Origin of the sequence: Pseudomonas sp. NBRC 111143 (genome assembly GCF_001320965.1) — a bacterium.
Classification (GTDB): domain Bacteria; phylum Pseudomonadota; class Gammaproteobacteria; order Pseudomonadales; family Pseudomonadaceae; genus Aquipseudomonas; species Aquipseudomonas machongensis.
Map to the genome: position 1 here is coordinate 1 of NZ_BCBT01000053.1, position 24,861 is coordinate 24,861.

The following is a 24,861-nucleotide window of genomic DNA, read 5'->3' on the forward strand; positions in this document are numbered from 1 at the left end:
TGCGGCATTCAGCTTGCCATTCACCGCTCTCACTCCAGATTCTAATCCCCTATCAAGACACAAGCGGCGGTTCGCCGCTGCGACTTGTCCCGCGATCACCGGCGTAGCCGGTGCCATGCATCGCGGTGTTTCTTTCGCGGGCAAGCCCGCTCCCACAGGGACCTGCGCTCCTGCTGGGATCCGTCCGGAATTGAAAAAGCCCCGGTATTTCTACCGGGGCTTTTCATTTACAACCGACTGCTCAGCTTACGCCTGAACCACCGGGATCTTGGCGTTGGCCGCCGCTTCACGGAACTCGGCGATCTGATCGAAGCTCAGGTAGCGGTAGACGTCGGCAGCCATGCTGTCGATATCCTTGGCGTACTGCAGGTACTCTTCGACGGTCGGCAGCTTGCCGAGGATCGACGCGACTGCAGCCAGCTCCGCCGACGCCAGGTAGACGTTGGTGGCATCGCCCAGACGGTTCGGGAAGTTGCGGGTCGAGGTGGAGACCACGGTCGAACCGGTCTGCACACGTGCCTGGTTACCCATGCACAGCGAGCAGCCTGGCATTTCCATGCGCGCGCCAGCCTTGCCGTAGATGCCGTAGTAGCCTTCCTCGGTCAGCTGGTGGGCGTCCATCTTGGTGGGCGGCGCCAGCCACAGACGGGTCGGGATACCGCCCTTGACCTTGTCCAGCAGCTTGCCGGCAGCGCGGAAGTGGCCGATGTTGGTCATGCACGAACCGATGAACACTTCGTCGATCTTCTCGCCTTGTACCTGCGACAGCAGGCGGGCGTCGTCCGGGTCGTTCGGCGCACAGAGCACAGGCTCCTTGACGTCGGCCAGGTCGATTTCGATGATCTCGGCGTATTCGGCATCGGCGTCGGCCGACAGCAGCTCAGGGTTGGCCAGCCAGGCTTCCATCGCCTGTGCACGGCGCTCCATGGTGCGAGCGTCGCCGTAGCCTTCGCTGATCATCCAGCGCAGCAGGGTGATGTTCGACTGCAGGTACTCGGCGATGGCCTTTTCCGGCAGCTTGATGGTGCAACCGGCAGCCGAGCGCTCGGCGGAGGCGTCGGACAGCTCGAACGCCTGCTCGACGGTCAGCTCGTCCAGGCCTTCGATTTCCAGGATGCGGCCGGAGAAGGCGTTCTTCTTGCCTTTCTTCTCGACGGTCAGCAGGCCCTTCTGGATGGCGTAGTAAGGGATGGCGTGGACCAGGTCACGCAGGGTGATGCCCGGTTGCAGCTTGCCCTTGAAGCGCACCAGCACCGACTCCGGCATGTCCAGCGGCATGACGCCGGTGGCAGCGGCGAAGGCGACCAAGCCGGAACCGGCCGGGAACGAGATGCCGATCGGGAAGCGGGTGTGCGAGTCGCCACCGGTGCCGACGGTGTCAGGCAGCAGCATGCGGTTCAGCCAGCTGTGGATGATGCCGTCGCCTGGACGCAGGGACACGCCGCCACGGGTGCGGATGAAATCCGGCAGGGTGTGGTGGGTGGTGACGTCGATCGGTTTCGGGTAGGCCGCGGTGTGGCAGAACGACTGCATGACCAGGTCGGCAGAGAAGCCCAGGCATGCCAGGTCCTTCAGCTCGTCACGGGTCATCGGGCCGGTGGTGTCCTGGGAACCGACGGTGGTCATCTTCGGTTCGCAGTAGGCACCCGGGCGCACGCCTTGGCCTTCCGGCAGGCCGCAGGCGCGACCGACCATCTTCTGTGCCAGGGTGAAGCCCTTGCCGGTGTCGGCAGGCTGTTCTGGCTTCTTGAACAGGTCCGAAGCACCCAGGCCCAGTTCGGCACGGGCTTTTTCGGTCAGGCCACGGCCGACGATCAGCGGGATACGGCCGCCAGCGCGGACTTCGTCCAGCAGCACTTCGGTTTTCAGTTCGAAGGTGGTGACCAGCTCGCCGCTGTCGTGACGCTTGACTTCACCTTTGAACGGGTAGACGTCGATGACATCGCCCATGGCCAGGTTGGTGCAGTCGAATTCGATCGGCAGGGCGCCGGCGTCTTCCATGGTGTTGTAGAAGATCGGGGCGATCTTGGTGCCGAAGCAGAAACCACCGGCGCGCTTGTTCGGCACGTACGGGATGTCGTCGCCGAAGAACCACAGCACCGAGTTGGTGGCGGATTTACGCGAGGAGCCGGTACCGACCACGTCGCCGACGTAGGCAACCGGGAAGCCCTTGGCCTTGACTGCTTCGATCTGGGCCAGTGGGCCGACCGAACCTGGCTGCGAAGGCTCGATGCCGTCGCGGGCCATCTTCAGCATGGCCAGGGCGTGCAGCGGGATGTCAGGGCGCGACCAGGCGTCCGGGGCAGGGGACAGGTCATCGGTGTTGGTTTCGCCTGGCACCTTGAATACGGTCAGGGTGTACTTGTCGGCGATGGCTGGGCGCGAGGTGAACCACTCGCCGGCAGCCCAGGACTCAAGGACGGCCTTGGCGTGCACGTTGCCGGCCTTGGCTTTTTCGGCCACGTCGTGGAAGGCGTCGAACATCAGCAGGGTGTGCTTGAGCTGTTCGCCCGCGACGGCGCCCAGTTCGGCGTCGTCCAGCAGCGCGACCAGCGTCTCGATGTTGTAGCCGCCCTGCATGGTGCCCAGCAGCTCGGTGGCGTGCTTGCGGTCGATCAGTGGCGACTTGGCTTCGCCCTTGGCGACAGCGGAGAGGAACGCGGCCTTGACGTAGGCAGCTTCGTCGACTCCTGGCGGAACGCGGTTGGTGATCAAGTCTACGAGGAAGGCTTCTTCGCCGGCCGGCGGGTTTTTCAGCAGCTCGACCAGGCCTGCAGTTTGTTCGGCGTTCAGCGGCTGGGGCACGATACCCAGGGCGGCACGCTCTTCGATGTGTTTGCGGTAGGCTTCAAGCACAGTTATTACCCTCATCAGTGGTCCCTAAAGGGAGTCCGGGACGCTCATCCAGCATTCCCTGCACCCATGCGCGGATCACGGCTTTTTGAGCCGTCCAGCCAGGGTCGCAGGGAATCCTTACAGAAGCTGCTTTCAAAGTTTTACGCCTGTAGAACGGAGCGTTGATGAGGGGCTGGCGCGGGCCATGCGGGGAGCATGGCCTGGGCCAACACCGTTCTACCGGATGAACTGTGCTCGTGACGCTTTGAAAACAGCTTCCAACGGACATTGTTGCCTTGAAAAGGCGGGATGATTCTACGGCAAAAAAACACGGAAGGTAAGTTGCCTACGATGACTTTAACGAGTGACCCCGGTTAGACAAAGGGCTAACATGAAGCCGTGTTCCACCGCCAAGCCGTTGTTTTTCCATGTCCAACCAGTCCATCAAGACCCCTTGCGTCGGCCTTTGCTCAACTGTCTACGGAGACACCGTCTGCCGTGGCTGCAAGCGCTTTCACCATGAAGTGATCAATTGGAACGGTTATGACGAGGAGCAGAAGCGTGCAGTCTGGCTGCGCCTGGAGCAGTTGCTGGTGCAGGTGATGATGGCCAAGCTTGAAGTGTTCGACAAAGACCGTTTGCGCGAGCAGCTCGAACAGCGCTCGATCCGCTTTCTTGAACACCAGTCCGAATACTGCTGGGCCTACCAGTTGATCGCCCGCGGTGCTCGCATGATTCGCGATCTGGAGGCCTACGGCATGGCCTTGCTGCCGGAGTTCCGCGATTGGGAACTGCCGCAGTTGCGCGACGCCATCGACCGCGAGTTTTTCCTGCTTTCCGAGGCCCATTACCAGCGCTACATCGCGCCTGCTTTCCTGCAGCAGTCGCTGGGGTAAGGCTTCAGGCTGCTGCGCCGCGCTCGCACTATTTAGCGTTGACGCTCCCTCACTTCAAGGAGCGCCGTATGTCCAGTCTCGAGTTTCAACCCCTGCTGAGTTTCAACGCGCGTTGCCAATGGCAGCTTCATGATCGCCCTGTTACCGTCGGCCAATGGAAAGAGGACAGTGACATGTTCCGGCCGTTCTGGGTCGAGTTCGATGACTGGAATGGAGACGATGGCTGGTTGATCACCAGTTGGGACTACGGCGAGGAGATGATCCAGTCGTTTCTGCTCGAAGGCTTGTTCGGCAAGGACGCACACAAACGCTATGTGAGTGACTGCTTCTGGTTCGGTGTCTACCGCCATGCCGACGGCTATGTGTACGAGATCCGTCCCGCCTACGAAGGGCGCAACGCGCATGCCTGGCCCGAGCTCGACTACTGGCTCGACACCAGTCGCAACGGCTACCTGGGGTTCTATAGCGCCGACTCGCCAGCGGGCGTGAACGTGGACGAGCCGGCCAGGGTCCAGATCAACGACCCTATCGGGGCTTCGTTCGAGCTGCCTATTGACCCACCCATTCAGTTGACCACTCCGCTATACACCCTTACATCTGCACAGCGAACGCCCCTGTGGCATATTCCGGGCCTGAACCCCGCAGCATTGCGTGACAACGATGTGTTGCCGAACCTGACGCTCTACAGCCCGAAGGGACGCCAGGTCAGGCGTCAGGTGGAGAATATCGCCTACCTCAATGACCAGATCGGCAAGCGCGGCGGCTTTACGCTGATTGTCAGTCAGGCTGGCGTTCCGCCTCATCGCAACCCACAGCCCTGACGGCCGAGTGGTCAGTCGCCGGTGTATTCGCAACCACTGGTGCAGGTCTCGTGGATACGCACTTTCGATAGTTCCGGCAGTAGCGGCTTGACCTGTTCCCAGATCCACTTGGCGATCACTTCGCTGGTCGGGTTTTCCAGGCCGGGAATGTCGTTCAGGTAGTTGTGGTCGAGGCGATCGTAGATCGGCCTGAAGATCGCCTTGACCTCGGCGAAGTCGCGGATCCAGCCGGTGTGCGGGTCGAGCGGGCCAGTCAGGTGCAGGGCGACCTTGAACGAATGGCCGTGCAGGCGACCGCATTTGTGTCCTTCGGGGACGTGGGGCAGGCGGTGAGCGGACTCGAAGGTGAACTCTTTGAAAATTTCCACGCTGGCAGAACTCTGTGTGAATCAAGAATGCGCGCAGTCTACCAGCATGCTTGCTACAAGGCTTGCAACCGTTCATGCAGCCGCCCGGTGGCGACCAGTTCCAGCAGCTCGTCGCCCAGGCGCTGGCTTTCGGCGATGGCCTTGTACCAATAGCGCTTGCGTGTCGGCGCATCCCCCATGAAACGCTTGAAGTCGTTGCGGTCCGGCAGCTTGCCATAGGGCAGGGCGGCCAGGTACTGCGGCGATGGCGTCATCAGCAGCACATTGTGCAGGCGTGTGGCATCGCCGCGACGCCAGGGCAGGGCCTTGTCGAACCAGCCGGGCACGACCTTGTCGGTGAAGTGCGGATAGAGCACCAGGTCGTCGCCTCGATAGGGCAGGTCGAGGTGGTAGTCCAGCAGGCCGCCGTCACGGTAGGTGCCGTTGCCAGCGCCGGGAATATCGCGCACGCCCTCCATCACCATCGGGATCGAGCCCGACGCGAGCAGCGCCTGTCGCAGGTTGCCCAGGTCCAGGGGCAGGCAGCGCGAGGGAAAGTCGGTCAATGCGTCCAGCGGTGGTGCGCTACGGCCATCATGCAGGATGATGCGTTCGAAGTGACGGGCCAGGCGCGAACGCCCGAGCAGGTTGCTGGCAATCACCGAGGACAGGCCCATGCCCAGCCGCGCGGGGTGATCATGGGCAAGCTGGCCATGGCTCTTCACCACCAGGATATTCAGGCGATAGTTCGGATTGGTCAGGATCTGGCCATCACGACCCTGTAGCAGATCGTCGAGCATGCGCTGGCAGCTCTGGCTGATCTGCGCAGGGGTCACGCCCTTGGCGAAATCCTGCTCGGTGTACAGTTCGCCCAGGCGCCGCAGGCCGGCCACGGGGTCGTCCAGGCAGGCGCTGGCAAAGCGCCAGGAACCGATCGAGGCGCCGATCAGCGAGCGCTGCCGCGGTGCCGACGGCAGCAACTGGCCGAACAATGCCAGGTCCAGGCCCTGTATACCCAGCGGCTTGGGGCCGCCGGCCGCCCCCGGCAGCACCCCGACATCGACAGCCCGCAGGCCGCGCTCGCGGATCTGCGCCAGGGCGCGTCGGCCGGCCTTGAAGGTCAGGGCGGGATACTTGATATGGATGGCGCTCATGGCTGTCTCTTGAAGGGCAGGGACGCATTATAGGCAATTGGGGTTCGACAGGCGCTCGGCGGCTGCGAACGGCGCTATCATGTCGCCAGCTGTTTTCAGGTTGAGTTAAGGACCGGTGGTTAATCTTAACCCCGTAGACAACATACGCACCTCGATGGAGAGACCCTATGAAAACGTTGACTGCCCTGTTCACCGCCGCTGCCCTGACCTTCGGTGCCACTGCCGCCTTCGCCAAGGACGTGCAGCCCGACGAAGTGGTCAAACTGGTCAATGCCAAGACCATCAAGTCGCTGGATGAACTCAAGGCCGCCGCCGTGGCCAAGCATCCCGGCTCGACCGTGACCGATTCCGAGCTCGAAGACGAATACGGCCGCTATGTCTACAAGGTCGAACTGCGCGATGCGCAGAACGTCGAATGGGACGTTGCCCTGGACGCCAAGACCGGTGAAGTGCTGAAGGACGAACGAGACAACTGATGAACACCCTGCCGCGAGCGGTGCCCTGTCTGGCACTGGCATTATGGGTCGCCTGCTCGCCGGCGACCGCCCGCGACCTGGACCAGGACGAAGCCCTGGAGCTGCGTCAGCAGGGCATCATCCTCCCGCTTGAGCAACTGCTCGACGCAGCCCTGGGGCGCTACCCCGGGGCGCGTTTGCTGGAGGCCGAGCTGGAAGAGAAGCACGGCCGTTACGAGTACGAGGTCGAACTGCTGACCCCGGCCGGTGTGGTGCGTGAAATCAAGTACGACGCCCGTACCGGCGTTTTGATCAAGGACGAGGAAGACGACTGAATGCGCCTGTTGCTTGTCGAGGACAATGTGCCTCTGGCCGACGAATTGATCGCCAGCCTGCAACGCCAGGGCTATGCCGTGGACTGGCTGGCCGACGGTCGTGACGCGGTCTACCAGGGGCAGAGCGAGCCTTATGACCTGATCATCCTCGACCTGGGCCTGCCCGGTTTGCCGGGATTGGAGGTACTGACGCAATGGCGTGCCGCTGCGCTGGCCATCCCCGTGCTCATTCTCACTGCCCGCGGTTCCTGGGCCGAACGCATCGAAGGGCTGAAGGCCGGGGCCGACGACTACCTCACCAAACCCTTCCACCCCGAAGAACTGCAACTGCGCATCCAGGCCCTGCTGCGCCGTGCCCGTGGCCTGGCCAACCAGCCGCGCCTGGAGGCGGCGGGCCTGCACCTGGACGAAGGGCGCCAGTGCGTCGTGCGCGAGGGTGTGGATGTGCAACTGACCGCCGCCGAGTTTCGCCTGCTGCGCTATTTCATGCTGCACCCACAGCAGGTCCTGTCCAAGAGCCACTTGGCCGAGCATCTCTACGACGGGGAAACCGAGCGTGACTCCAACGTGCTCGAGGTGCACGTCAATCACCTGCGGCGCAAGCTGGGGCGCAGCGTGATCGAGACCCGTCGCGGCCAGGGCTATGTCTACGCCGGGAGCAGCAACGGGTGAAGTCGATCCAGGCACGCCTGAGCCTCGGCCTGGTGGCCGTGCTGGTGGTGGTCGGCGTGGCGGTGGCGCAGGTGACCCTCTGGTTGTTCGAGGCCGGGTTGCAGCGCTATCTCGAAGCCGGGCTGCGCAAGGAGAGCGAGAACCTGCTGGTGGCGCTGGTCCGTGGCCCCAACGGCCTGCAACTGGACGAGCGGCGTATCTCGGCGGCCTATCAACGGCCGTTTTCAGGGTATTACTTTCGCATCGATTTCGAGCAGGGCACCTGGCGCTCCCGTTCGCTATGGGACCTGGACATGCCCAAGCTCGCGCGCCCGGGGCTGGAGGATGGCCATGAGCTGGGCCCGGAAGGCCAGCAACTGTTGGCCTATCGCGGAGATTACCGGCGCCTGGGTCAGGATATTTCGATCAGCGTCGCTCAGGATTATTCACCCGTACGCGAGGGGTTCAGGCGCTTGCAGCAGATCGGCCTGGGCATGGGTGTGCTGGCGCTGCTGTTGATCCTGGTCCTGCAGCGCATCACCGTGACCCGCTCGTTACGTCCGCTGGAGCGCGCCCGTCAGCAGATCGCCCAATTGCAACAGGGGCAGCGCTCCCAACTCGATGCCCAGGTGCCCAGTGAACTGCAACCGCTGGTGGACCAGGTCAACCACCTGCTGGCGCACACCGAAGACAGCCTGCGTCGCTCACGCAACGCGCTGGGTAACCTCGGCCATGCCCTGAAGACCCCTCTGGCGGTGCTGCTGAGCCTGGCGTCGAGCGAGCGCCTGCGCGATCTGCCTGAAGTGCAGGCGCAACTGCGCGAACAACTGGAGCAGATCCAGCAGCGCCTGGCCCGTGAACTGAACCGCGCACGCCTGGCGGGCGATGCCTTGCCAGGCGCGCAGTTCGACTGCGACGCGGAGCTGCCTGGCCTGCTCTCCACGCTGGGCATGATCCATGGCGAGGGGCTGCTGCTGGCGCGTGATGTACCACCGGGGTTGTTGCTGCCCTGGGACCGCGAGGACCTGCTGGAGCTGCTGGGCAACCTGCTGGACAACGCCTGCAAATGGGCTGACAGCGAGGTACGCCTGGGTATCGAGGCAACTGCCGAGGGTTACCGGCTCTGGGTCGACGACGACGGGCCTGGAATTCCCGGTGAGGCACGGGAGCAGGTGCTGGAGCGCGGTTCGCGGCTCGACGAGCAGGTGGACGGGCATGGCCTGGGGCTGGGCATCGTGCGGGACATCGTCGAGGCCTGGGAGGGGCGGATCACCTTGCTCGAGAGCCCGCTGGGAGGGCTGCGCGTCAGCATCGAGTTGCCACGCAAGGGGCGCTGACACGCTTCTTGGCCCTTGAGTGATCGATCAAAGGCAGATCCAGCAAAAAAATTGCAGCCCAGACGCATTTTTTTGAATTGGCCCCAAAACGGTGCGTTCGGCACAATCCCCACCACGAAACCCTCCGGTTTCCATCTCTCCACGGACGGAGCCCATTGTCATTGCCTTGGTAATGCAGGGCCCAGACCTTCTCGGCTGGGCTTTCTTTTTAACTATTCCAATACGATTGCGCTTGATTCGATGCCTGCCTCACGTCCTGAAAACCGTCTGCAGCGCCTGTTGCCGGCGCCTTTGAACATTCCCCCGCGGGAATGGCTGCGTGCCGCTGTCGGCGCGCTGCTGGGTCTGTTCCTCGCCGGATGGCTGTGCAGCATGGCGTACGGCTCCTCCGTCGCCTTGCACCTGCTTGGCCCGTTGGCCGCCTCGGCGGTACTGGTGTTCGCCGTGCATTCCGGCCCGCTGGCGCAGCCCTGGCCGGTGCTCGGCAGCTATGCCCTGGCCGGGATCCTCGGGTTGGCGATGCGCCAGGGCCTGGGCGGCGAGCTCTGGGTGGCTGCAGCGGCCCTGGGGGGCTCGCTGCTGCTGATGTGTGGGTTGCGTTGCCTGCACCCTCCGGGCGGCGGTGTGGCGGCCAGCGTGGTGCTGGCTGACCCAGGGCTGGTGGCGATGGGCGACCATTTGCTCGAGCCAGTGCTGCTCAACGCATTGATTCTGGTGGCTGTGGCGGTGCTCTACAACCGCCTGACCGGGGTGCGTTATCCCAAGGGCGCCGTACCGCGCAAAGACCCGCATCACACCCATGACCCCCTACCCGGTGCACGCGTCGGCATCAGCGCAGAAGACCTGGATCTGGCGCTGGAGGAGCTGGGGGAGTTTGTCGATGTCACCCGCGATGAGCTCGAACGTATCATCCTGGCCACCGAGCAGCACGCCCTGCAGCGCAGCCTGGGCGGGATCACGGCGGCCGCGGTGATGTCCCACGACGTACAGTTCGCCTCGCCGGACACGACCCTGGAACAGGCCTGGAAGACGCTCGCCAGCCATCACCTGAAGACGCTTCCGGTGCTGGAGCACGGGCGTTTGGTCGGTATCGTCAGCCTTAGCGACCTGGTTGGCCCTGCGATGGCCCGGGGGCGCTTCAGTTGGCGAGGCCTGTTCCGTCGCCCGTCGACACGCATGGCGCAAGTCATGAGCCGCCAAGTGGTCAGCGTGGGTAGCGAGTATCCATTGGAGCGCCTCCTGCCGCTGCTCGGCGAGCACGGATTGCACTGCTTGCCGGTACTGGACGACGGGCGACTGGTCGGAGTGATCACCCAGACCGACCTTATCGCAGGCCTGAAACGTCACCTGCTCAACGCTGCAACGCAGCGCTCAGACCAGCGGGTCCCAGCGTTGTGACCAGTCGCTGGCGCCGTCGGCCACCTGACGGCGCAGCAGCGCGAGCGCCTGTTGCAGCGCCTCGCTGTCACGTTCACGGGCATAGACCAGGAACGTCGGGTAGGTGAACTCCGGCGCCTGTGGCACGCGCTCCAGCACGCCGCTATCCAGATAGGCCTGCACCACACGGGTACGGAAATAGCCGCTGCCGCCCTGGTCGAGGATGAACTGCAGCGCCAGGGGGCCGAGGTTGAAGCTCAGCGCCGGCCGCGCGCAGTGGGGCAGGGCCGCATCGTGCTGGCGTCGGAAGGCTTCGCCCCAGTCGACATAGATGTAAGGCTCGGGCAGGTCGACGCGGCGGATGCGGATCAGCTTTTCTTCCATCAACTGTTCGACTTGCAACCCCGGGACATAGGTCGGTTGATAGACCAGCGCCGCATCCAGCAAGCCCATTTCCACTTTGCGCAGCAACGCTTCGCCGTCGCTCACTTCGCTGCGGATCGCATGGTCGGGCAGGGCCCCATGCAGTGCGCTGACCCAATCGAGCATCAGCGGATTGCCCAGGCTCACCTCGCCCCCCAGGTGCAGGACCTTCTGGCAGCCCTGTGGCAGCGGCAGGTCACGGCGTGCCGCTTCCCAGGTGTGTACCAGTTGGTTGGCGTAGGTGACGAAGGCCTCGCCGTCGCCGGTCAAACTGGCGCCGTTGCGGCTGCGCACGAACAGCTGACAGCCGAGTTGTTGCTCCAGGCGCTGCACTCGGGCCGAAATGGCAGTCTGTGAGACGAACAGGCGCTCGGCTGCGGCCACCAGGCTGCCGCAGCGCACGATTTCCAGAAAGGTACGGGCCTGATCGATGTCCATTGGGTGCTCGGCTGTGGGTCAGTGCGTCATTCTAGGGGCTTTGCACCGGATTGGGGCAGGTAAATGATCCAAGGCCCCCGTGCTCTCAATGGCTGCGCAGCGCCTCGATCACCTGGGCGAACGCTGGGCGTCGCAGCACATCCGCTTGCTGGCAGTGCCCGGCCAGGGCGCGCAGCCTGGTGTCTTCTTCGCAGCAGTCCAGCAGTTCGTCGATGAGAATACCGAAGGCGCGCACCTCCAGGCGCTCGATGGCCTCGCCAGCCGCGCCTGCAGCCGGCGAGTGGAACGATGCCGCGCCGAAGTCCCCGAGCAGGCAGTCACCGGCTGCTGCGCAGAGGATATTGTGGGCATACAGGTCGCCATGGTTCAGGCCCCGTGCATGCAGGTGCGCGGCCACCGAAGCGACACCCGCCAGCAGGTGCTGCACAGCGTCCAGGCTGAAGTGGCGCTCTGCGGGGTAGCGATCGCGGGTGCAACTGTCCAGGCTCGGTGGGCCTGCAAGGTTGAACCAGCTCGGATCGATCAGTTGCATCACCAGCGCAGGGCGACGCTGGGGATGGTTGTCGATGCGCCCGAGCAGCCGCACCAGTTGCGGGTGGTCGCCCGCTGCCAGGCAGGCGCTCATCTCTGCCAGGGGCGAGCCATCGCTGGTGATCGCGCCCTTGTACAGCTTGAGCGCTACCGGTGCCTGCTGTGCGCGCCAATGCGCCAGGTGAATCACACCCGAGGCACCACGGCCGAGCTCTTCGCCCAGTGTGAGATCCGCCCAGTCGATACGCTGGGCGGCGGTCTCTACCGTGGGCGCCCGCAGCGCCTGGGGCAGCGGGTTGTCGGCATAGGCCAGCCATGCCAGGCGCGGCATGTGCAGCAGCCAGTCGGGCAGGGCCGTCAGGCGATTGCTGGCGACGCGCAGCAGTTCCAGGCGTTCGCAACGGGCGAGGCTCTTGGGCAGGTCGGTCAGGCGGTTGCCAGCGAGCATCAGCTTCTGCAGGTGGGTGCACTCGCCAATCTGTTGCGGCAGAGTTTCGAGCAGGTTGTCGGTCAGTACCAGCGAGCGCAGGCTGGCTGGCAGCGCCTGCGCATCGACCTGGCTGATGCAATTGCTCTTGAAGCCCACGGTTTCCAGGCGCGTGCAGCGGCCGATGCCGTGGGGCAGGTGGGTGAAGCGGTTTTCCGAGCAGAACAGCACTTTCAGCCGGGTCAGTCGGTGCAGGTCGTCGGGCAATGCGCAAAGGGCGTTGCCGGTCAGATTCAGTACCTCGAGTGTGTCTGCGAGTGTGAAGATCTCTGGCGGGAAGCAGGTCAGGCCTTCGCACAGGTCAAGGCGGGTGATGCCTTGGAGTCGGCCGGCTTTGAGGTCTTCGAGGCTGTGCATGGTGCGTGCCTATGGCTTGGAAAGGGCGCCATTCTAGAGCTGCGCCAGGCCATTGCAAATCTGCACAAGGGTTGCGACTTAAGTCCGATGGCAGGGGCGCAATGCCGGTCCATACTCAAGGCTCGCCCTTCAATAACAACAAGTACCGGGTTGCGAACCAATGACCTATCAGCACAGCTACGCGCATTCCATCACCGATCCCGCCAGCTTCTGGCAAGCCCAGGCCGAGCAGCTCGCCTGGCACCGCAAACCCACCCTCACTCTGCAGGACAACCCTGACGGCACTCACCGCTGGTTTGCTGACGGGCGCCTGAACAGCAGCTACCTGGCCCTGGACCATCAGATCGAGCAAGGCCGCGGTGAGCAGTTGGCGCTGATCTACGACTCGCCTGTGACGGGCGCTGCGCTGACCTTCACCTACCTTCAATTGCGCGACGAGGTCGCGCGCCTGGCCGGTCTGCTGCGCGCGCTCGGCGTGGGCAAGGGTGATGGCGTGATCATCTACATGCCCATGGTGCCGCAGGCAGCCATGGCCATGCTGGCCTGCGCGCGGATCGGCGCGGTGCACTCGGTGGTGTTCGGCGGTTTTGCCGCCAACGAATTGGCCCTGCGTATCGACGATGCGCGTCCGACCCTGCTGCTCACCGCGTCCTGTGGCCTGGAGTTCGACAGGGTGATCGAATACAAGCCGTTGGTCGATCGCGCCCTGCAACTGGCCCGGCACCAGCCTGGGCATGTGCTGGTGCTGCAACGTCCCCAGGCCCGCGCGCAGCTGCAGCCTGGGCGCGACCTGGACTGGCAGGCGGCGGTGGCCGATGCCGAGCCGGTGGCGCCGGTCGAACTGGACGCAGGCGACCCGCTGTACATCATGTACACCTCCGGCACCACCGGAAAACCCAAGGGCATCGTGCGTGAGAATGGCGGCAATGCGGTCGCGCTGTGCTACGCCATGCGTCACGTCTACGGTATGCAGGCGGGCGATGTGTGGTGGGGGATTTCCGACGTGGGCTGGGTGGTCGGCCATTCGCTGATCGTCTACGGGCCGCTGATGAGCGGATGCACCACGGTGTTCTACGAAGGCAAGCCGATTCGCACCCCGGATGCCTCGGCGTACTGGCGGGTGGTCGAACAGTACAAGGTCAATGCACTGTTCTGCGCACCGACCGCCATGCGTGCGATCCGCAAGGAAGATCCGGATGGCGAACTGATCCGCCGTCATGACCTGGGTTCGCTGCGTCAGTTGTTCCTTGCCGGCGAGAAACTCGACTCCAGCACGCACCAGTGGCTGGAGCGGGTCAGTGGCAAACCTGTGCACGATCATTGGTGGCAGACCGAGACCGGCTGGCCGGTCACCGCGCCGTGCGTGGGGCTCGAGGGCAGCGCTGCACGCCCGGGTTCGAGCAATCGCGCGGTGCCGGGCTATCACGTGCAGGTGCTGGACGATGAGGGGCGCCCACTGGGGCCGAACGAGCAGGGCGCCATCGTGATCGCCTTGCCGTTACCGCCAGGTTGCAGCCAGACACTCTGGGGCGACCACCCACGCTACCTGCAAGCCTACCTGCACAGCTATCCGGGCTATTACCACACCGGTGACGGCGGCTACCTGGACGATGATGGCTTCGTCTACATCATGGGGCGCACCGATGATGTGATCAACGTCTCCGGGCATCGGCTGTCTACCGGCGAGATGGAGGACCTGGTGGCGCAGCATCCCGCGGTGGCCGAGTGCGCGGTGATCGGCGTGCACGATGAGATCAAGGGCCAGGTACCGCTGGCGCTGGTGGTGCTCAAGGACGGGCAGGGCATTGCCGAACAACAGTTGCAGGCCGAACTGGTGGCCAAGGTGCGCGAGCAGATCGGGGCGCTGGCTTGTTTCAATCGAGTGCGCCTGGTCAAGCGCCTGCCCAAGACACGCTCGGGCAAGATCCTGCGTGCGGTGCTGCGCAAGATTGCCGATGGCGTGGACTACGTGGCGCCGTCCACGCTGGATGACCCGGCGGTACTGCCTGAGATAGAGGGTGTGCTGGCGGACCTGCCGCGGGCGGGATAAGGCCGCGGTGTCACCGGCAGGCGCGGCCCATCAGGCCGCAGGCCCCATCTGCTGAAGTTGCCCCAGCCGGCTGCGGGTGCGCATCAGGTCGTTGATCGCCCCGCCCAGGCTTTGCTCCAGGCTGCGCTTGCCCAGCACCAGCAGCGATTTGTCCTGGTCGTACAGCACATCGATCAGGTTGACGAAGCGCTGCTGCGCCGCCAGTGAACAGGCCGACAGATCATCCAGGCCATCGATGATCCAGTGGTCGAAACGTTCGGCCAGGGCCAGGTAGTCGATGACCGCAGTGGGCTGTTCGCACAAGTCGTCGAAGGCGAACATCACCTGTCGTTCATGGCTGTGCAGTGCGCGCAGCGGGCGGCGATTCACCTCCAGCGTGAGTGCCTGTGCGGCGGGCACGGCAAGGATCTGGCGCTGCGTGGCATCGGCCGGCCAGACATAGTGGCCCTGGGTGAAGCGCTGTTGCTCGCGGTTGGCCGGCAGGCTGCGAAAATCGGTGTCGCCGCCGACCTCCAGCACCTGCATGCGGCTGTTGATCAGGCGTATCACCGGCAGGAAGCGCTCGTGATACAGCGGGTTGGGCAGCAGCCCTTCCGGGGCGTAGTTGGACGTTACCAGCAAGAATACACCCCGCTCGAACAGTGCACCGAACAAGCGGGTGAGCAGCATTGCATCGCCAATGTCGTGGACGTGGAATTCGTCGAAGCACAGCACCTGGCAATCGCCGAGCAACGCATCCAGGGTGGCCCCCAGCGCATCGTCCAGGGCGCGGTGGCGGTGCATGCCTTCGTGCAGGCGGGCGAAGAAATCATGAAAGTGCAGGCGGCGTTTCGCTGTGGTCGGCACGGCCTGGAAGAACCCGTCGAGCAGCCAGCTCTTGCCTCGGCCGACTGAGCCATGCAGGTACAGGCTGCGTGCCTGGCCCTGTTCGAGGGCGGCCAGTTGCGTGGCCATGGCCTCGATCACCCGGTGTTGGCCTTCGCTCAGGGTATAGCCGCGTTCGTGGGCCTTGCCCTGGAAGTGCGTCAGCAGCGTAGTGTCGATTGGGGGGCAGGTACGCAGGCGCTGGCCGAGGTGGCGCAGGGGGTTTTGAATCCAGGCGGACAAGGCGACGGCTCCGAATGACGAGGGCAGACGCAGCTTGCGCGAGCCTGCGTCGTTTGACCAGTCGAGAATGTGCGCCGCAGTGATCGCATGGCGCGATAGGTCGCCGATCAGGCCTTGCGCTCCAGCTGCCGTTCGATCATGAACTTGACGGCCAGGCGCTTTTCCTTGAGGTGGCGCAGGTCTTCGTCCACAAAGTTGCCCGCTGAAATCGACTCGGCAGCCAGCACCTGGTTGTCGAGGTCCATGTAGTCGTCCAGCAGGCGGTCCAGTGTCTTGTCCTGCTGACGTCGCTGTTGAACGATTTCGCGTGGGTAGTGCAGGTCCTGATACAGGTCGTGTGAAACTGGCATGGCGCCCTCCTTGTGATGCGCAAGCGGTGGTTACTTGCTTGGAATGGGTAAAGACGCATGCGTTGAAGCGAGGCGGAAAAAAACCGACAGACGGTTGCCTGTGCCAGCTCTTTCAAGGGCGAGTGGCGCCCAAGGCAACGGGTGTGGTTGGATCACCTTAGGGTAGGGGACACTAACTTGCTGTTTTCCGGCAATTTTTTTCAACTCGGGGGTTCCCAGCCGAAAAGAATGTTGGTAAAGTGCGGCCCATTCCAGCACAGCAACACACGTAGCTGTCAGCGAATTCGATACAGGGGCGTCGCCAAGCGGTAAGGCAGCAGGTTTTGATCCTGCCATGCGTTGGTTCGAATCCAGCCGCCCCTGCCATTACTTCCAAGCATTCTCAAGCGTCCAGCCTGCAAGTCAGCCTGGCGATTTTTTGTGTCTGCTCGTCAGGTGGCGCGCGCATGGCGCGCCACCCTGGCTTATTCCGCTCCCCCCAGCAAATCGTTCAGTGCCCGGGTCAGGTCTTCGGCTTGCACGGGCTTCTGCATGACCAGGCTGCCGGGCAACTCCAGCCCTTCCAGTTCGGCGTAGCCAGTGAGAAACACCACGGGCAGGCGAGGGTAGCGCTCGCGTGCAGCATGGGCCAACTGTGCGCCGTTGAACTCGGGCATGGCGAAGTCGGTGAGCAGCAGATCGATGCGTTCGTCGAGCAAGGCCAAGGCCTGCTCGCCACTGTGGGCCTGGCGTACCTGGTAGCCATGCAGGCGCAGCACGTCACCGATCATGTCGCGGACCAGGTGATCGTCATCCACCAGCAGCACCACTCGGTCGTGACCGTTGAGCGATGCACCTTGCGGCACTGCGAGCGTCTGCGGCTCATCAAGGTCGACTTGCTTGACCGCGGGCAGGTAGACGCTGACCTGGGTACCGAGCCCGGGTGCCGTGTCGATGTGCACGCCGCCGCCTGACTGCTTGGCGAAGCCGAACACCTGAGCCAGGCCCAGGCCCGAGCCCTTGCCGATATCCTTGGTGGTGAAGAACGGTTCGAAGACCCTGGCCACCACCTCTTCGCTCATGCCGCAACCGGTGTCGCGGATCGACAGCATCACGTACTCGCCAGGCTCGAGGTCTTCCGGGCGCTGGGCGAGGGCCTCGATGCGTATGTTGCGGGTCGAGAGGGTCAACTGGCCGCCGGTTGGCATGGCGTCGCGGGCGTTGATCGCCAGGTTGAGGATGATCATCTCGGTCTGGGTCGGGTCGGTCAGGGCCTGCCACAGGCTGCTGTCCAGATCCAGGCGCACCGAGATATTGCCGCCCAGGGTGCGCCGCAGCAGTTCCTCGAGGCCGGCCAGGGTGTGGTTGAGGTGCAGCGGCACGGGTTCCAGGCGCTGACGGCGCGAGAAGGCCAGTAACTGCGAGGTAAGCTTGGCCCCGCGCTCGCCGGCTTCGCGCACATGCTTCAGGCGGCTGCGCGCCTTGGCCAGGTCGCCTTTGTCGAGGTCGCGCTCGACGAAGCTGGTGCCGGTGAGGATCACGGTCAACAGGTTATTGAAGTCATGGGCCACGCCCGCAGTGAGTTGGCCCACCGCTTCCAGGCGTTGCATCTGCTGCAGGGCCGCTTCGATGCGTTCGCGCTCGATGATCTGGTCACGCAGGCGGCGGTTGGCCTCGGCCAACCCCAGCGCCGATTCGCGCTCGCTGCTGATGTCACGGGCGACCACGTACAACAGCGTGTCTTCCGGCACCACCACCCAGGACAGCCAGCGCTGCTGCCCGCCGGCATGCTGGATACGGCCGATGAAACGGGCGCTGGTGCGGCCATGGGCGAGGGCGGCCAGCTCTTCGAGAAAAGCCTCCTGCTCGGCTTCGGGCAACAGGTGCAGCAGCGACGTCTGGCTCAGGCGTTCGCGGCTGATGCCCAGTACAGCCTCCCATGCCGGGTTCAGTGCCACTGGCGTCAGGTCCTTGTTCAGCACCGCGAGCAGGTCCTGCGACAGCTCCCAGGCACGGTCGCGCTCGCGGGTGCGGCGCTCGACCCGTTCGCCGAGCATTTCATTGAGCTGCTTGAGCGCCTGGGTGGCCAGGCGTTGCTGGTGTATGTCCTGCAGCACACCAGAAAAACGCACGCAGCGGCCATCGACAAACTGTGCCTGCCCGGTGGACAGCAGCCAGTGCGGTTCCAGGTTGCCAGGAGCGGCGATGCGGAATTCGGCGCGGTAGTGGCCGTCGCTGTCTGGCTGCATCGCCAGTTCCACGGCTTGGCTGACATGGGGCCGATCTTCGGGATGAATGCCGGCGTAGAACACCTCCAGACTCATCTCCGCGTCGGCTGGCAGACCGAACAGGGCCTTGCAACGGTTGTCCCACAGCAGCAGGTCTTCCTGCGGGCGGTAGTCCCAGGTGCCCATGCCGGCGGCGTCGATGGCAATGCGCGCACGTGCCTCGACATCGGCCAGCGCTTCCTCGGCACGGCGCCGCCGCTGGCGCTCCTGCACCTCGGTCAGGGCTCGGCGCACGGCCTTGGGCAGCAGCGGCAGGTTTTTCTTCAGTACATAGTCGGTGGCGCCCAGGCGGATCATCTCCACCGCGTGCTCTTCACCGTAGATGCCGGACAGGAAGATGAAGGGCACGTCCGGTGCCAGGCGCTGGGCGATGGCCAGCACATCGGTGCCGGAGGAACCGGGCAGGACGCAGTCGCAGAGAATCAGGTCGTAGCTGCCCTCAAGCAGCGCGTGCTCCACCCCGGCATGGTCGAACACCAGGTGCGACTGGACCTGAAAACCACTGCGCTCCAGGCGCAACAGGCTCAGCTCGGCATCCATCGAACTGTCTTCGACCATCAGCAGTTTCAGCGAAGTGGCTTGCATCGTCGGCGCCTTCAGTTGCTGCCACGCCGGTTCAGGCGCAGCGAGCCGGGCGGTGGTTCGTTGAGCACGGCCCAGAACACCCCGAGCTCGGAAATGGCGGCGACGAACTCCTTGAACTCCACCGGCTTGACCACGTACGCGTTGACACCCAGCTCATAGGCGCGCAGCAAGTCGGGTTCTTCACGCGAGGAGGTCAGCATGACGGTGGGAATGCTGCGCAGTTCTGGCGTGGCGCGCACCTCCTTGAGCACTTCCAGGCCGTCGACTTTTGGCAATTTGAGGTCGAGCAGCAGCACCGCCGGATTGCCGTCGTCGCGTGTCGCGTAGGCGTTACGCCGCAGCAGGTAGTCGAGGGCATCGGCGCCATCGCGCAGGACAATGACTTCGTTGGCCAACTGGCTGCGTTCCAGGGCCAGGAGCGTCAGCTCCAGGTCCCGGGGGTTGTCTTCGACCAGCAGGATCGGTTTGAGCATGATGAGTACGGTTACCTCAGGTATTCAACGGATGACAGGCAGGGCGAAATGGAAGGTGGCACCCTTGTCGACCTCCCCCTCGGCCCAGACTTCGCCATCGTGCCGCTCGATGATGCGGCGCACGCTGGCAAGTCCGATGCCGGTGCCTTCGAAGTCTTCCATGCGGTGCAGACGCTGGAAGACGCCGAACAGCTTGCTGGCGTAGGTCATGTCGAAGCCCACGCCGTTGTCGCGCACGAAGATCTCGATTCGGTCTGCGTGCTCGTGTGCACCGATCTCGATGCGTGCAGGCTCGCGCCCGCGGGTGTATTTGATCGCGTTGGCGATCAGGTTCTGCAGCACCAGATTGATGAAGGCAGGATCGGCGATCACCTTGGGCAGGCGCGCGATCTCCCAGACAATCTCGCGGCCGCTGTAATCCGGGGCGAATTCCAGGCGGATGTTGTCGACCAGCGCATTGAGGTCGACATCCGAAAGACGCAGGGCCGAGCGGCCCATCTGCGAGAAATTGAGCAGGTTGTCCACCAGTGTGCCGGCGAAATGCGCGGCCTCGCCGATGTGCTTGAGGAAACGCTGGCCGCGTTCGGACAGACCTTCGCCCTCGACTTCGCTGAGCAGTTCGGAGTAGCCGGCAATGTGCCGCAGTGGGGCGCGCAGATCGTGGGAGACGCTGTAGGAGAAGGCCTCGAGCTCTTTGTTCGAGCGCTGCAGTTCACCGCTCAGTTGCGCCAGTTCCTCGGCCTTGCGCAGCACGATGCCCAGCACAGCGGTGCGCAGTTCGGCCACGCCATCGATGACCAACGGGTCCCAGGCGGCGCAGAAGCCGCTGACCTCTTCCTGCCAGCTGTCGAAGCTGTGCCGTGGGCTGAGGTTGCCCTGGGCGCTGACCTCCTTGAGCGGTTGGCCGGCCCAGTTGACCGTGCGCACCTGCTCGGGGCGGAACCACAGCAAATAGTGCGAATGAATCTGGGAGATGGCCACCGCCAGCACGCCGCCAGCGTGTTCGGCCAGGGCGGGCAGCTCGGGGATGTCGCGGCCCAGGTTGTCGCTGCTGAACACGCCATCGTCACCGCGTCTGGACAGCCATTGCACCAGTTCATTGACCAGCGCTTCGGGCGGCGCGTGGCCGATCAGGTCGCAACGTTCGGCGCTGATGATTGCGGCACCGCTGGCGCCGACGAAATCCAGCAGCACATCGGGCAGGCTGAGCAGCCCGTCGCTGACGCTGTCGTAGTCGGCCATGGCCGAAAGCATGTGCACGATACGTTGGCGCAAGTCGAGCAGGGTGCGGGTCGCGCTGTGTGCCTCGTGGGCCTCAATCTGCAGCGACAGTACGCTGCCCAGCAGTTCGCAGGCGGCGCGGGTGCGAAAATCCAGGGCGCGCGGCTGTTCGTGGTGGCAGGACACCAGCCCCCAGAGCTCGCCATCGACCATGATCGACACCGACATCGACGCCAGCGTGCCCATGTTGCGCATGTACTGCAGGTGCACGGGCGAGACGCTGCGCAGGGCCGCGAAGCTCATGTCCAGAGGCTTGCCGGTGCGAGGGTTGTGGCTGGGAATCAAGGGCGAGGCCTGGTAGTTGGCATCTTCGATCAGGCGGATACGGTTGATCTTGTACAGTTCGCGAGCCTGGCGCGGAATGTCCGAAGCCGGGAAGCGCAGGCCCAGGTAGCTTGGATAGCCGGGATCGGCCGCTTCGGCCAGCACTTGGCCGTTGCCCTCGGCATCGAAGCGGTAGGCCTTGACCCGACCGAAACCGGTGATGCGCTTGATCTGCACCACCGACTGCTGGAGCAGTTCCTCGATGCTCGTGGCCTGGTGCAGGCTGCTGACGAAGGCGCGCACCAGCGGATAGTAGTCGTCGTGCTCACCCAGGGCGGCGGCCGGGCGACAGGGCTCGAACTCGGCAATCAGTACCTGGTCGTGGCGGTGGGCCAGCAGGCGCAGATTATCGGTACAGGGCGCACCTTCACGCAGTTTCACGTCGCCGATGTGGAAGGGAAAGATTTCGTCTTCGGGCAGGCGCGCGAACTTGCGACGGGCATCGAAACCCTGATCCATCAGCTCGGGCAGGGTGCAGCCGATCAGCGCCGGGGTGGGGATGCCAAGCCAGCGCTGGGCGTTCTCGCTGGCCTGCAGGATACGCAGGTCCTGTTCGTCGAGTACCAGCAGAAAGCCGTGGGGCCGGATGCTGCCTGGAACCTGGATCGGCTCCTGGGCGCAGCGTTCCACGGCTTGATCGAAGGCGTTCTGGGCGGTGGTCAAGAAAAGCTCTCCCGTCGTGGCCGCAAGCGGTGGCCATAGGCGTCTGGCACAGGTCGTGCACTGTGCAAGGTATCAGAAAGTCAGCGTGTTCGCCGGGGTTATGGCCATTTGAGGGCTATTGCTCGGGGAGGTTCTACGTGAGTTTGAAATTTGTATAAGTTCCCCACCTCAAGCCCTGGGGCGAGGCTTAGCCGAGGGCTGAGGAGTCGAGAAATTTCCCACGCGCTAGCAGGATCCAATCCTACTGCTACGCTCAGAACAGCACAGGGAACACTGGAAGGGATATTCGGTGACGGAGCGCTTGCTGGCCTCGCTGTTGGGCCTGTTGTTGAGTGGTAGTGCCGTAGCGGCGGATTTTCTCGTCGAAGTGCGGGTCCAGGTGCAGCGAGGCTGCATGCTGGTGAACCAACCGCGCGACGCGGGTGCGCAGGCCCTGGGTCGAATCGACCTGGGCAGTGCCGCGCGCCTGGACGGCCCTGATGCGCCACTGAGCGGCGTACTGCTTGCCCAACGCCCGCCACGCCTGGAATGCAATCCCGATACGCCGTATCAGGTCAGGGTCGATGGCGGCCAGCATGGTGGGGTAGGCGAGGTGCGTTATCTGGGCGGCAATGATCGGCAGCTGCGCCCAATCCCTTATCGTCTCTATCGCGACGCTGCCTGGCGTGAGCCGCTGGCCGTAGACGTCGCACAATCGGCGCGGGTGCCAGACAGCGGCTCGGTGGAACTCCCGCTGTATGCCCGCATCGACCGTCTGGCCTGGGTACCGAAAGCCGGGCTGTATACCGACCTGCTCAAAGTCACGGTCACCTGGTAGGGAGCGGATCCACATGCACAAGGACGCGCCGACATGAACCGTACCTCATTGCTGCTGCTGACCCTCGGGCCCTTGTTGCTGCCCGGCACCTCGGCGCATGGCAGCACCACCGGGTTCATCCAGGCACGGCTGGTGATCAGCAGCGCCTGCCAGATCAGCAGCGACCAGCAACCGGCCACCCTTGGCAATCCCGGACTGATGGACTTCGGCGCACAGGGGCCGACCTGGGACGGGCCGTTGCGCACCCGTGTCGACGAGGCGGGCGGGCAGGGCAGCCTGCAGATCAGTTGCACGCCTCAGGTGCGTGCGTTCAGCGTGCGCATCGACGAAGGCCTCAATGGCGGTGGCGGCGTACGCCAACTGAGCAATGGCCGTGAGCTGATCCCTTATCAACTGGCCGTCGACCCTGCTGGCAACAGCCGCTATGGCATCGGCCAGGCCCGCACCTTCACCATCCAAGGCACCGAGCAGGTGCCCGTCCCGATCTACGGTGTGGTGGTCGCGCAGCCGCGCGCGCTGCCGGCCGGGCTGTACCGCGACACCCTTCGAGTAACCCTGGACTGGTAACACGCAAGGAGATTCCCATGGCAAGCACATCGATCCGCTGCATCCTCACCGCCCTGGGTCTTGCCCTGGCGGCCCAGGCCCAGGCGGCCACCGTGACCGGGACGATCAACTCGACCCTGACGTTGATCTCGGCCTGCCAGGTCAATGGCAGCGCCGGCACCTCCGGGCTCAATTTCGGTAGCCTGAACTTCGGCACCCAGGATGCTCTGTTCACCACTGCCAATGGCCAGGTGCTCGGTGGCGGCGGCGGGGCCATGAGCATTCTCTGCTCGGCTGGCACCGTGCCGGCGATACGTGTGCGGGCCGGTGCCCACGACGGAGCATCCAGCGGCGGGACGCGCGCGTTGGCCGATGGCGCTGGCAACTTCGTGCCGTACGACTTCTACACCGATACCGGTCGTACGCAACTGCTGGCCATCGACGGCACCATCACCCTGCCGACCAGCACGGGTGTCGCCCAGACCGTCAATCTGTACGGTCAGGCGCGCGGCAAGGCGGGCCTGCCGGCCGGGGTGTACACCGACACGGTCGCGGTCGAGCTGACCTTCTGACCCATGCGCGGTTGGCCCCACGCACTGCTGGCGGGCCTGTGGCTCGTGTGGACGCTGCCCTCGACGGCAGCGACCACCAGTACCTTCCAGGTCAGCGCGCAGATCACCGCAGGCTGCCTGGTGGTCGGCGGCGTGAGCGCCTACGGCGTACTCGATTTCGGCACCCAGTCGGCGCTTTCCACCGCCACCCTGAGCACCGCGCTGGGCGGCACCACGGTGACCTTTCAGTGTACGCCGGGCGTGACCCTGAGCATGAGCCTCGATGGCGGACAGAACAGTGCCAGCGGCACGCGCAATCTCAAGCGCAGTGGCGGCACGCAGTTGGTGGCCTACCAGCTGTTTCGCGATGCGGCGTTGAGCCAGGCCCTGACCATCGGTACCAGCGTGCCGGTGAGCTATAGCGATCCAACGGCGATCAAGTTGCCGGTGTATGGCCGCATCCAGTTGCCCGGCAATGTGCCGGCGGGGACCTACACCGATGTAGTGCAAGTGACAGTGACCTGGTGACGGTGATCCGCACGTTCAGGCACGGCTATCGACAAGACAGAGGAGAGCGGCATGGGGGCAGGGGCGAACACGGCGCGGAACATCATCATCGGGGCATTGCTGCTGGCCAGCCTGCCGGTAGCAGCAGCGACGTCGGTGCTGATCTGGCCGATCGATCCGGTGCTCGAGGCCGACCAGAAGGCCGGCGCGCTATGGCTGGAGAACCGCGGTAGCGCGCCGGCCAGCCTGCAAGTGCGGGTGTTCGCCTGGCGTCAGGGCGATTATCAGGAGCAGTTCCAGGCGCAGCGCGAGATCATCGGCAGCCCCCCTGTGGCCAATATTCCGCCAGGTCAGAAGCAACTGATCCGGCTGACACGCACGGGTACCTCGCCGGTGGGCCAGGAGCAAGCCTACCGGATCATCATCGACGAGATCCCCTCGCCAACTCCGCCCGATAGCAATACCGAAGGGCCGAAGGCAGCCATTCGCCTGCAGATGCGCTATTCGGTCCCGCTGTTCGTCTATGGCGAAGGCCTGTGGGGCAAGCCCGACCCCGAGGGCAAGCGTAGCGCCGAAGGTGTCGGCAAGCCTCAATTGAGCTGGCGTGCAGTGACGGTACAGGGCAAGCCGTATGTCGAGCTGCGCAACACCGGGCCGGTGCATGCGCGCCTCACCGATGTGGTGCTGCAGCAAGGGGGCCAGCAGAAACCGCTGGTCGAGGGTTTGCTGGGTTATGTGCTGCCGGGGGCCAGCATGCGCTGGCCGGCACCGGCCGCACTGGGCGCAAGCAGCGTGCTGAAGGGACGGGTCAATGGCCAGGAGGTGGCTCAGGCCATCAGCCAAGGGCAGTGACCTGCAAATGCGGGTAGTGGAGGGGCCAGGGAGGACCCGCCGAT

At 64.3% G+C, this 24,861-nt stretch carries 23 protein-coding genes and 1 tRNA gene; 14 read left to right on the forward strand and 10 right to left on the reverse strand.

Features of this window, described 5'->3' with window-relative positions; genetic code table 11:
• Positions 1–246 precede the first annotated feature (246 nt).
• Complete coding sequence (gene acnB / locus APH44_RS22990; RefSeq protein WP_054894711.1) at positions 247–2,856, reverse strand: bifunctional aconitate hydratase 2/2-methylisocitrate dehydratase; 2,610 nt, start codon at positions 2,854–2,856, stop codon at positions 247–249.
• Between the two features lie 407 nt (positions 2,857–3,263).
• Between acnB and APH44_RS22995 the strand changes: the two genes are divergently transcribed.
• Both APH44_RS22995 and APH44_RS23000 read left to right on the forward strand, forming a co-directional pair.
• Positions 3,264–3,731 carry a DUF1289 domain-containing protein gene (locus APH44_RS22995; protein WP_054894712.1) on the forward strand — a complete coding sequence of 156 codons (468 nt, stop codon included), beginning with the start codon at positions 3,264–3,266 and terminating at the stop codon, positions 3,729–3,731.
• 68 nt (positions 3,732–3,799) lie between these two features.
• The gene (locus APH44_RS23000; protein ID WP_054894713.1) at positions 3,800–4,552 is read left to right on the forward strand and encodes a hypothetical protein; all 753 of its coding nucleotides are present in this window, start codon (positions 3,800–3,802) and stop codon (positions 4,550–4,552) included.
• A gap of 11 nt (positions 4,553–4,563) precedes the next feature.
• Here the strand turns inward: APH44_RS23000 and queD are convergent, their stop codons facing one another.
• Positions 4,564–4,920: a 6-carboxytetrahydropterin synthase QueD gene (queD, locus tag APH44_RS23005; RefSeq protein ID WP_054894714.1), complete on the reverse strand. Its 357-nt coding sequence runs from the start codon at positions 4,918–4,920 to the stop codon at positions 4,564–4,566.
• A gap of 53 nt (positions 4,921–4,973) precedes the next feature.
• Complete coding sequence (locus APH44_RS23010; RefSeq protein WP_054894715.1) at positions 4,974–6,053, reverse strand: patatin-like phospholipase family protein; 1,080 nt, start codon at positions 6,051–6,053, stop codon at positions 4,974–4,976.
• A gap of 167 nt (positions 6,054–6,220) precedes the next feature.
• On the opposite strand from APH44_RS23010, the gene APH44_RS23015 reads away from it, so the two are divergent.
• From APH44_RS23015 to APH44_RS23035, 5 genes are all read left to right on the forward strand, one after another.
• Positions 6,221–6,529: a PepSY domain-containing protein gene (locus APH44_RS23015; protein WP_054894716.1), complete on the forward strand. Its 309-nt coding sequence runs from the start codon at positions 6,221–6,223 to the stop codon at positions 6,527–6,529.
• Positions 6,529–6,843 carry a PepSY domain-containing protein gene (locus APH44_RS23020; RefSeq protein WP_054894717.1) on the forward strand — a complete coding sequence of 105 codons (315 nt, stop codon included), beginning with the start codon at positions 6,529–6,531 and terminating at the stop codon, positions 6,841–6,843. The genes APH44_RS23015 and APH44_RS23020 overlap by 1 nt, the downstream gene beginning before the upstream one ends.
• Positions 6,844–7,515 carry a response regulator transcription factor gene (locus tag APH44_RS23025; RefSeq protein WP_054894718.1) on the forward strand — a complete coding sequence of 224 codons (672 nt, stop codon included), beginning with the start codon at positions 6,844–6,846 and terminating at the stop codon, positions 7,513–7,515.
• Positions 7,512–8,831 (forward strand): sensor histidine kinase, encoded by a 1,320-nt coding sequence (locus APH44_RS23030; RefSeq protein ID WP_054894719.1) that lies wholly within the window; start codon positions 7,512–7,514, stop codon positions 8,829–8,831. Before APH44_RS23025 ends, APH44_RS23030 begins: the two co-directional genes overlap by 4 nt.
• Before the next feature lie 240 nt (positions 8,832–9,071).
• Complete coding sequence (locus tag APH44_RS23035) at positions 9,072–10,229, forward strand: HPP family protein (RefSeq protein ID WP_054894720.1); 1,158 nt, start codon at positions 9,072–9,074, stop codon at positions 10,227–10,229.
• Here APH44_RS23035 and APH44_RS23040 read toward each other — a convergent pair.
• Positions 10,203–11,069 (reverse strand): LysR family transcriptional regulator, encoded by an 867-nt coding sequence (locus APH44_RS23040; RefSeq protein WP_054894721.1) that lies wholly within the window; start codon positions 11,067–11,069, stop codon positions 10,203–10,205. The two genes, APH44_RS23035 and APH44_RS23040, sit on opposite strands and share 27 nt — an antisense overlap.
• An 85-nt stretch (positions 11,070–11,154) precedes the next feature.
• A complete protein-coding gene (locus APH44_RS23045; protein ID WP_054894722.1) occupies positions 11,155–12,444 on the reverse strand; it encodes a leucine-rich repeat-containing protein kinase family protein in 1,290 nt (429 codons plus the stop codon).
• Positions 12,445–12,604: 160 nt separating this feature from the next.
• Between APH44_RS23045 and APH44_RS23050 the strand changes: the two genes are divergently transcribed.
• On the forward strand, positions 12,605–14,494 hold the full coding sequence (locus APH44_RS23050; RefSeq protein ID WP_054894723.1) for a propionyl-CoA synthetase: 1,890 nt from the start codon (positions 12,605–12,607) through the stop codon (positions 14,492–14,494).
• 30 nt (positions 14,495–14,524) lie between these two features.
• Here APH44_RS23050 and zapE read toward each other — a convergent pair whose 3' ends face one another.
• On the reverse strand, positions 14,525–15,601 hold the full coding sequence (gene zapE, locus APH44_RS23055; RefSeq protein ID WP_054894724.1) for a cell division protein ZapE: 1,077 nt from the start codon (positions 15,599–15,601) through the stop codon (positions 14,525–14,527).
• A 107-nt stretch (positions 15,602–15,708) separates the two neighbouring features.
• Positions 15,709–15,951 carry a hypothetical protein gene (locus APH44_RS23060; protein WP_054894725.1) on the reverse strand — a complete coding sequence of 81 codons (243 nt, stop codon included), beginning with the start codon at positions 15,949–15,951 and terminating at the stop codon, positions 15,709–15,711.
• Between the two features lie 291 nt (positions 15,952–16,242).
• Here APH44_RS23060 and APH44_RS23065 point away from each other — a divergent pair.
• Positions 16,243–16,317: transfer RNA gene (locus APH44_RS23065), tRNA-Gln, on the forward strand.
• Between the two features lie 98 nt (positions 16,318–16,415).
• Here APH44_RS23065 and APH44_RS23070 read toward each other — a convergent pair.
• From APH44_RS23070 to APH44_RS23080, 3 genes are read right to left on the reverse strand one after another with little or no spacing between them, the layout of a single operon-like run.
• The gene (locus tag APH44_RS23070) at positions 16,416–18,803 is read right to left on the reverse strand and encodes a response regulator (RefSeq protein WP_054894726.1); all 2,388 of its coding nucleotides are present in this window, start codon (positions 18,801–18,803) and stop codon (positions 16,416–16,418) included.
• A gap of 11 nt (positions 18,804–18,814) precedes the next feature.
• Positions 18,815–19,276: a response regulator gene (locus APH44_RS23075; protein WP_054894727.1), complete on the reverse strand. Its 462-nt coding sequence runs from the start codon at positions 19,274–19,276 to the stop codon at positions 18,815–18,817.
• Positions 19,277–19,300: 24 nt separating this feature from the next.
• The gene (locus tag APH44_RS23080) at positions 19,301–21,544 is read right to left on the reverse strand and encodes an ATP-binding protein (protein WP_054894728.1); all 2,244 of its coding nucleotides are present in this window, start codon (positions 21,542–21,544) and stop codon (positions 19,301–19,303) included.
• 289 nt (positions 21,545–21,833) lie between these two features.
• On the opposite strand from APH44_RS23080, the gene APH44_RS23085 reads away from it, so the two are divergent.
• The 5 genes from APH44_RS23085 to APH44_RS23105 are packed head-to-tail and all read left to right on the forward strand — an operon-like array spanning position 21,834 to position 24,817.
• Complete coding sequence (locus APH44_RS23085) at positions 21,834–22,361, forward strand: spore coat U domain-containing protein (protein WP_054894729.1); 528 nt, start codon at positions 21,834–21,836, stop codon at positions 22,359–22,361.
• A gap of 33 nt (positions 22,362–22,394) precedes the next feature.
• Positions 22,395–22,928: a spore coat U domain-containing protein gene (locus APH44_RS23090; protein WP_054894730.1), complete on the forward strand. Its 534-nt coding sequence runs from the start codon at positions 22,395–22,397 to the stop codon at positions 22,926–22,928.
• A gap of 17 nt (positions 22,929–22,945) precedes the next feature.
• The gene (locus APH44_RS23095) at positions 22,946–23,479 is read left to right on the forward strand and encodes a spore coat protein U domain-containing protein (protein ID WP_054894731.1); all 534 of its coding nucleotides are present in this window, start codon (positions 22,946–22,948) and stop codon (positions 23,477–23,479) included.
• 3 nt (positions 23,480–23,482) lie between these two features.
• Entirely contained in the window at positions 23,483–23,986 is a 504-nt protein-coding gene (locus tag APH44_RS23100; protein ID WP_054894732.1) for a spore coat U domain-containing protein, read from the forward strand.
• A gap of 51 nt (positions 23,987–24,037) precedes the next feature.
• Positions 24,038–24,817, forward strand: a complete 780-nt coding sequence (locus APH44_RS23105; RefSeq protein ID WP_054894733.1) for a molecular chaperone — start codon at positions 24,038–24,040, stop codon at positions 24,815–24,817.
• Positions 24,818–24,861: the final 44 nt, after the last annotated feature.

What these genes read in the sequence shown, in the direction of transcription:
- APH44_RS22995 (WP_054894712.1), top strand. Translation starts at nt 3,264, where the DNA reads ATGTCCAACCAGTCCATCAAGACCCCTTGCGTCGGCCTTTGCTCAACT.
- APH44_RS23000 (WP_054894713.1), top strand. Translation starts at nt 3,800, where the DNA reads ATGTCCAGTCTCGAGTTTCAACCCCTGCTGAGTTTCAACGCGCGTTGC.
- APH44_RS23010 (WP_054894715.1), bottom strand. Translation starts at nt 6,053, where the DNA reads ATGAGCGCCATCCATATCAAGTATCCCGCCCTGACCTTCAAGGCCGGC.
- APH44_RS23015 (WP_054894716.1), top strand. Translation starts at nt 6,221, where the DNA reads ATGAAAACGTTGACTGCCCTGTTCACCGCCGCTGCCCTGACCTTCGGT.
- APH44_RS23020 (WP_054894717.1), top strand. Translation starts at nt 6,529, where the DNA reads ATGAACACCCTGCCGCGAGCGGTGCCCTGTCTGGCACTGGCATTATGG.
- APH44_RS23025 (WP_054894718.1), top strand. Translation starts at nt 6,844, where the DNA reads ATGCGCCTGTTGCTTGTCGAGGACAATGTGCCTCTGGCCGACGAATTG.
- APH44_RS23035 (WP_054894720.1), top strand. Translation starts at nt 9,072, where the DNA reads ATGCCTGCCTCACGTCCTGAAAACCGTCTGCAGCGCCTGTTGCCGGCG.
- APH44_RS23040 (WP_054894721.1), bottom strand. Translation starts at nt 11,069, where the DNA reads ATGGACATCGATCAGGCCCGTACCTTTCTGGAAATCGTGCGCTGCGGC.
- APH44_RS23045 (WP_054894722.1), bottom strand. Translation starts at nt 12,444, where the DNA reads ATGCACAGCCTCGAAGACCTCAAAGCCGGCCGACTCCAAGGCATCACC.
- APH44_RS23050 (WP_054894723.1), top strand. Translation starts at nt 12,605, where the DNA reads ATGACCTATCAGCACAGCTACGCGCATTCCATCACCGATCCCGCCAGC.
- APH44_RS23060 (WP_054894725.1), bottom strand. Translation starts at nt 15,951, where the DNA reads ATGCCAGTTTCACACGACCTGTATCAGGACCTGCACTACCCACGCGAA.
- APH44_RS23070 (WP_054894726.1), bottom strand. Translation starts at nt 18,803, where the DNA reads ATGCAAGCCACTTCGCTGAAACTGCTGATGGTCGAAGACAGTTCGATG.
- APH44_RS23075 (WP_054894727.1), bottom strand. Translation starts at nt 19,276, where the DNA reads ATGCTCAAACCGATCCTGCTGGTCGAAGACAACCCCCGGGACCTGGAG.
- APH44_RS23090 (WP_054894730.1), top strand. Translation starts at nt 22,395, where the DNA reads ATGAACCGTACCTCATTGCTGCTGCTGACCCTCGGGCCCTTGTTGCTG.
- APH44_RS23095 (WP_054894731.1), top strand. Translation starts at nt 22,946, where the DNA reads ATGGCAAGCACATCGATCCGCTGCATCCTCACCGCCCTGGGTCTTGCC.
- APH44_RS23100 (WP_054894732.1), top strand. Translation starts at nt 23,483, where the DNA reads ATGCGCGGTTGGCCCCACGCACTGCTGGCGGGCCTGTGGCTCGTGTGG.
- APH44_RS23105 (WP_054894733.1), top strand. Translation starts at nt 24,038, where the DNA reads ATGGGGGCAGGGGCGAACACGGCGCGGAACATCATCATCGGGGCATTG.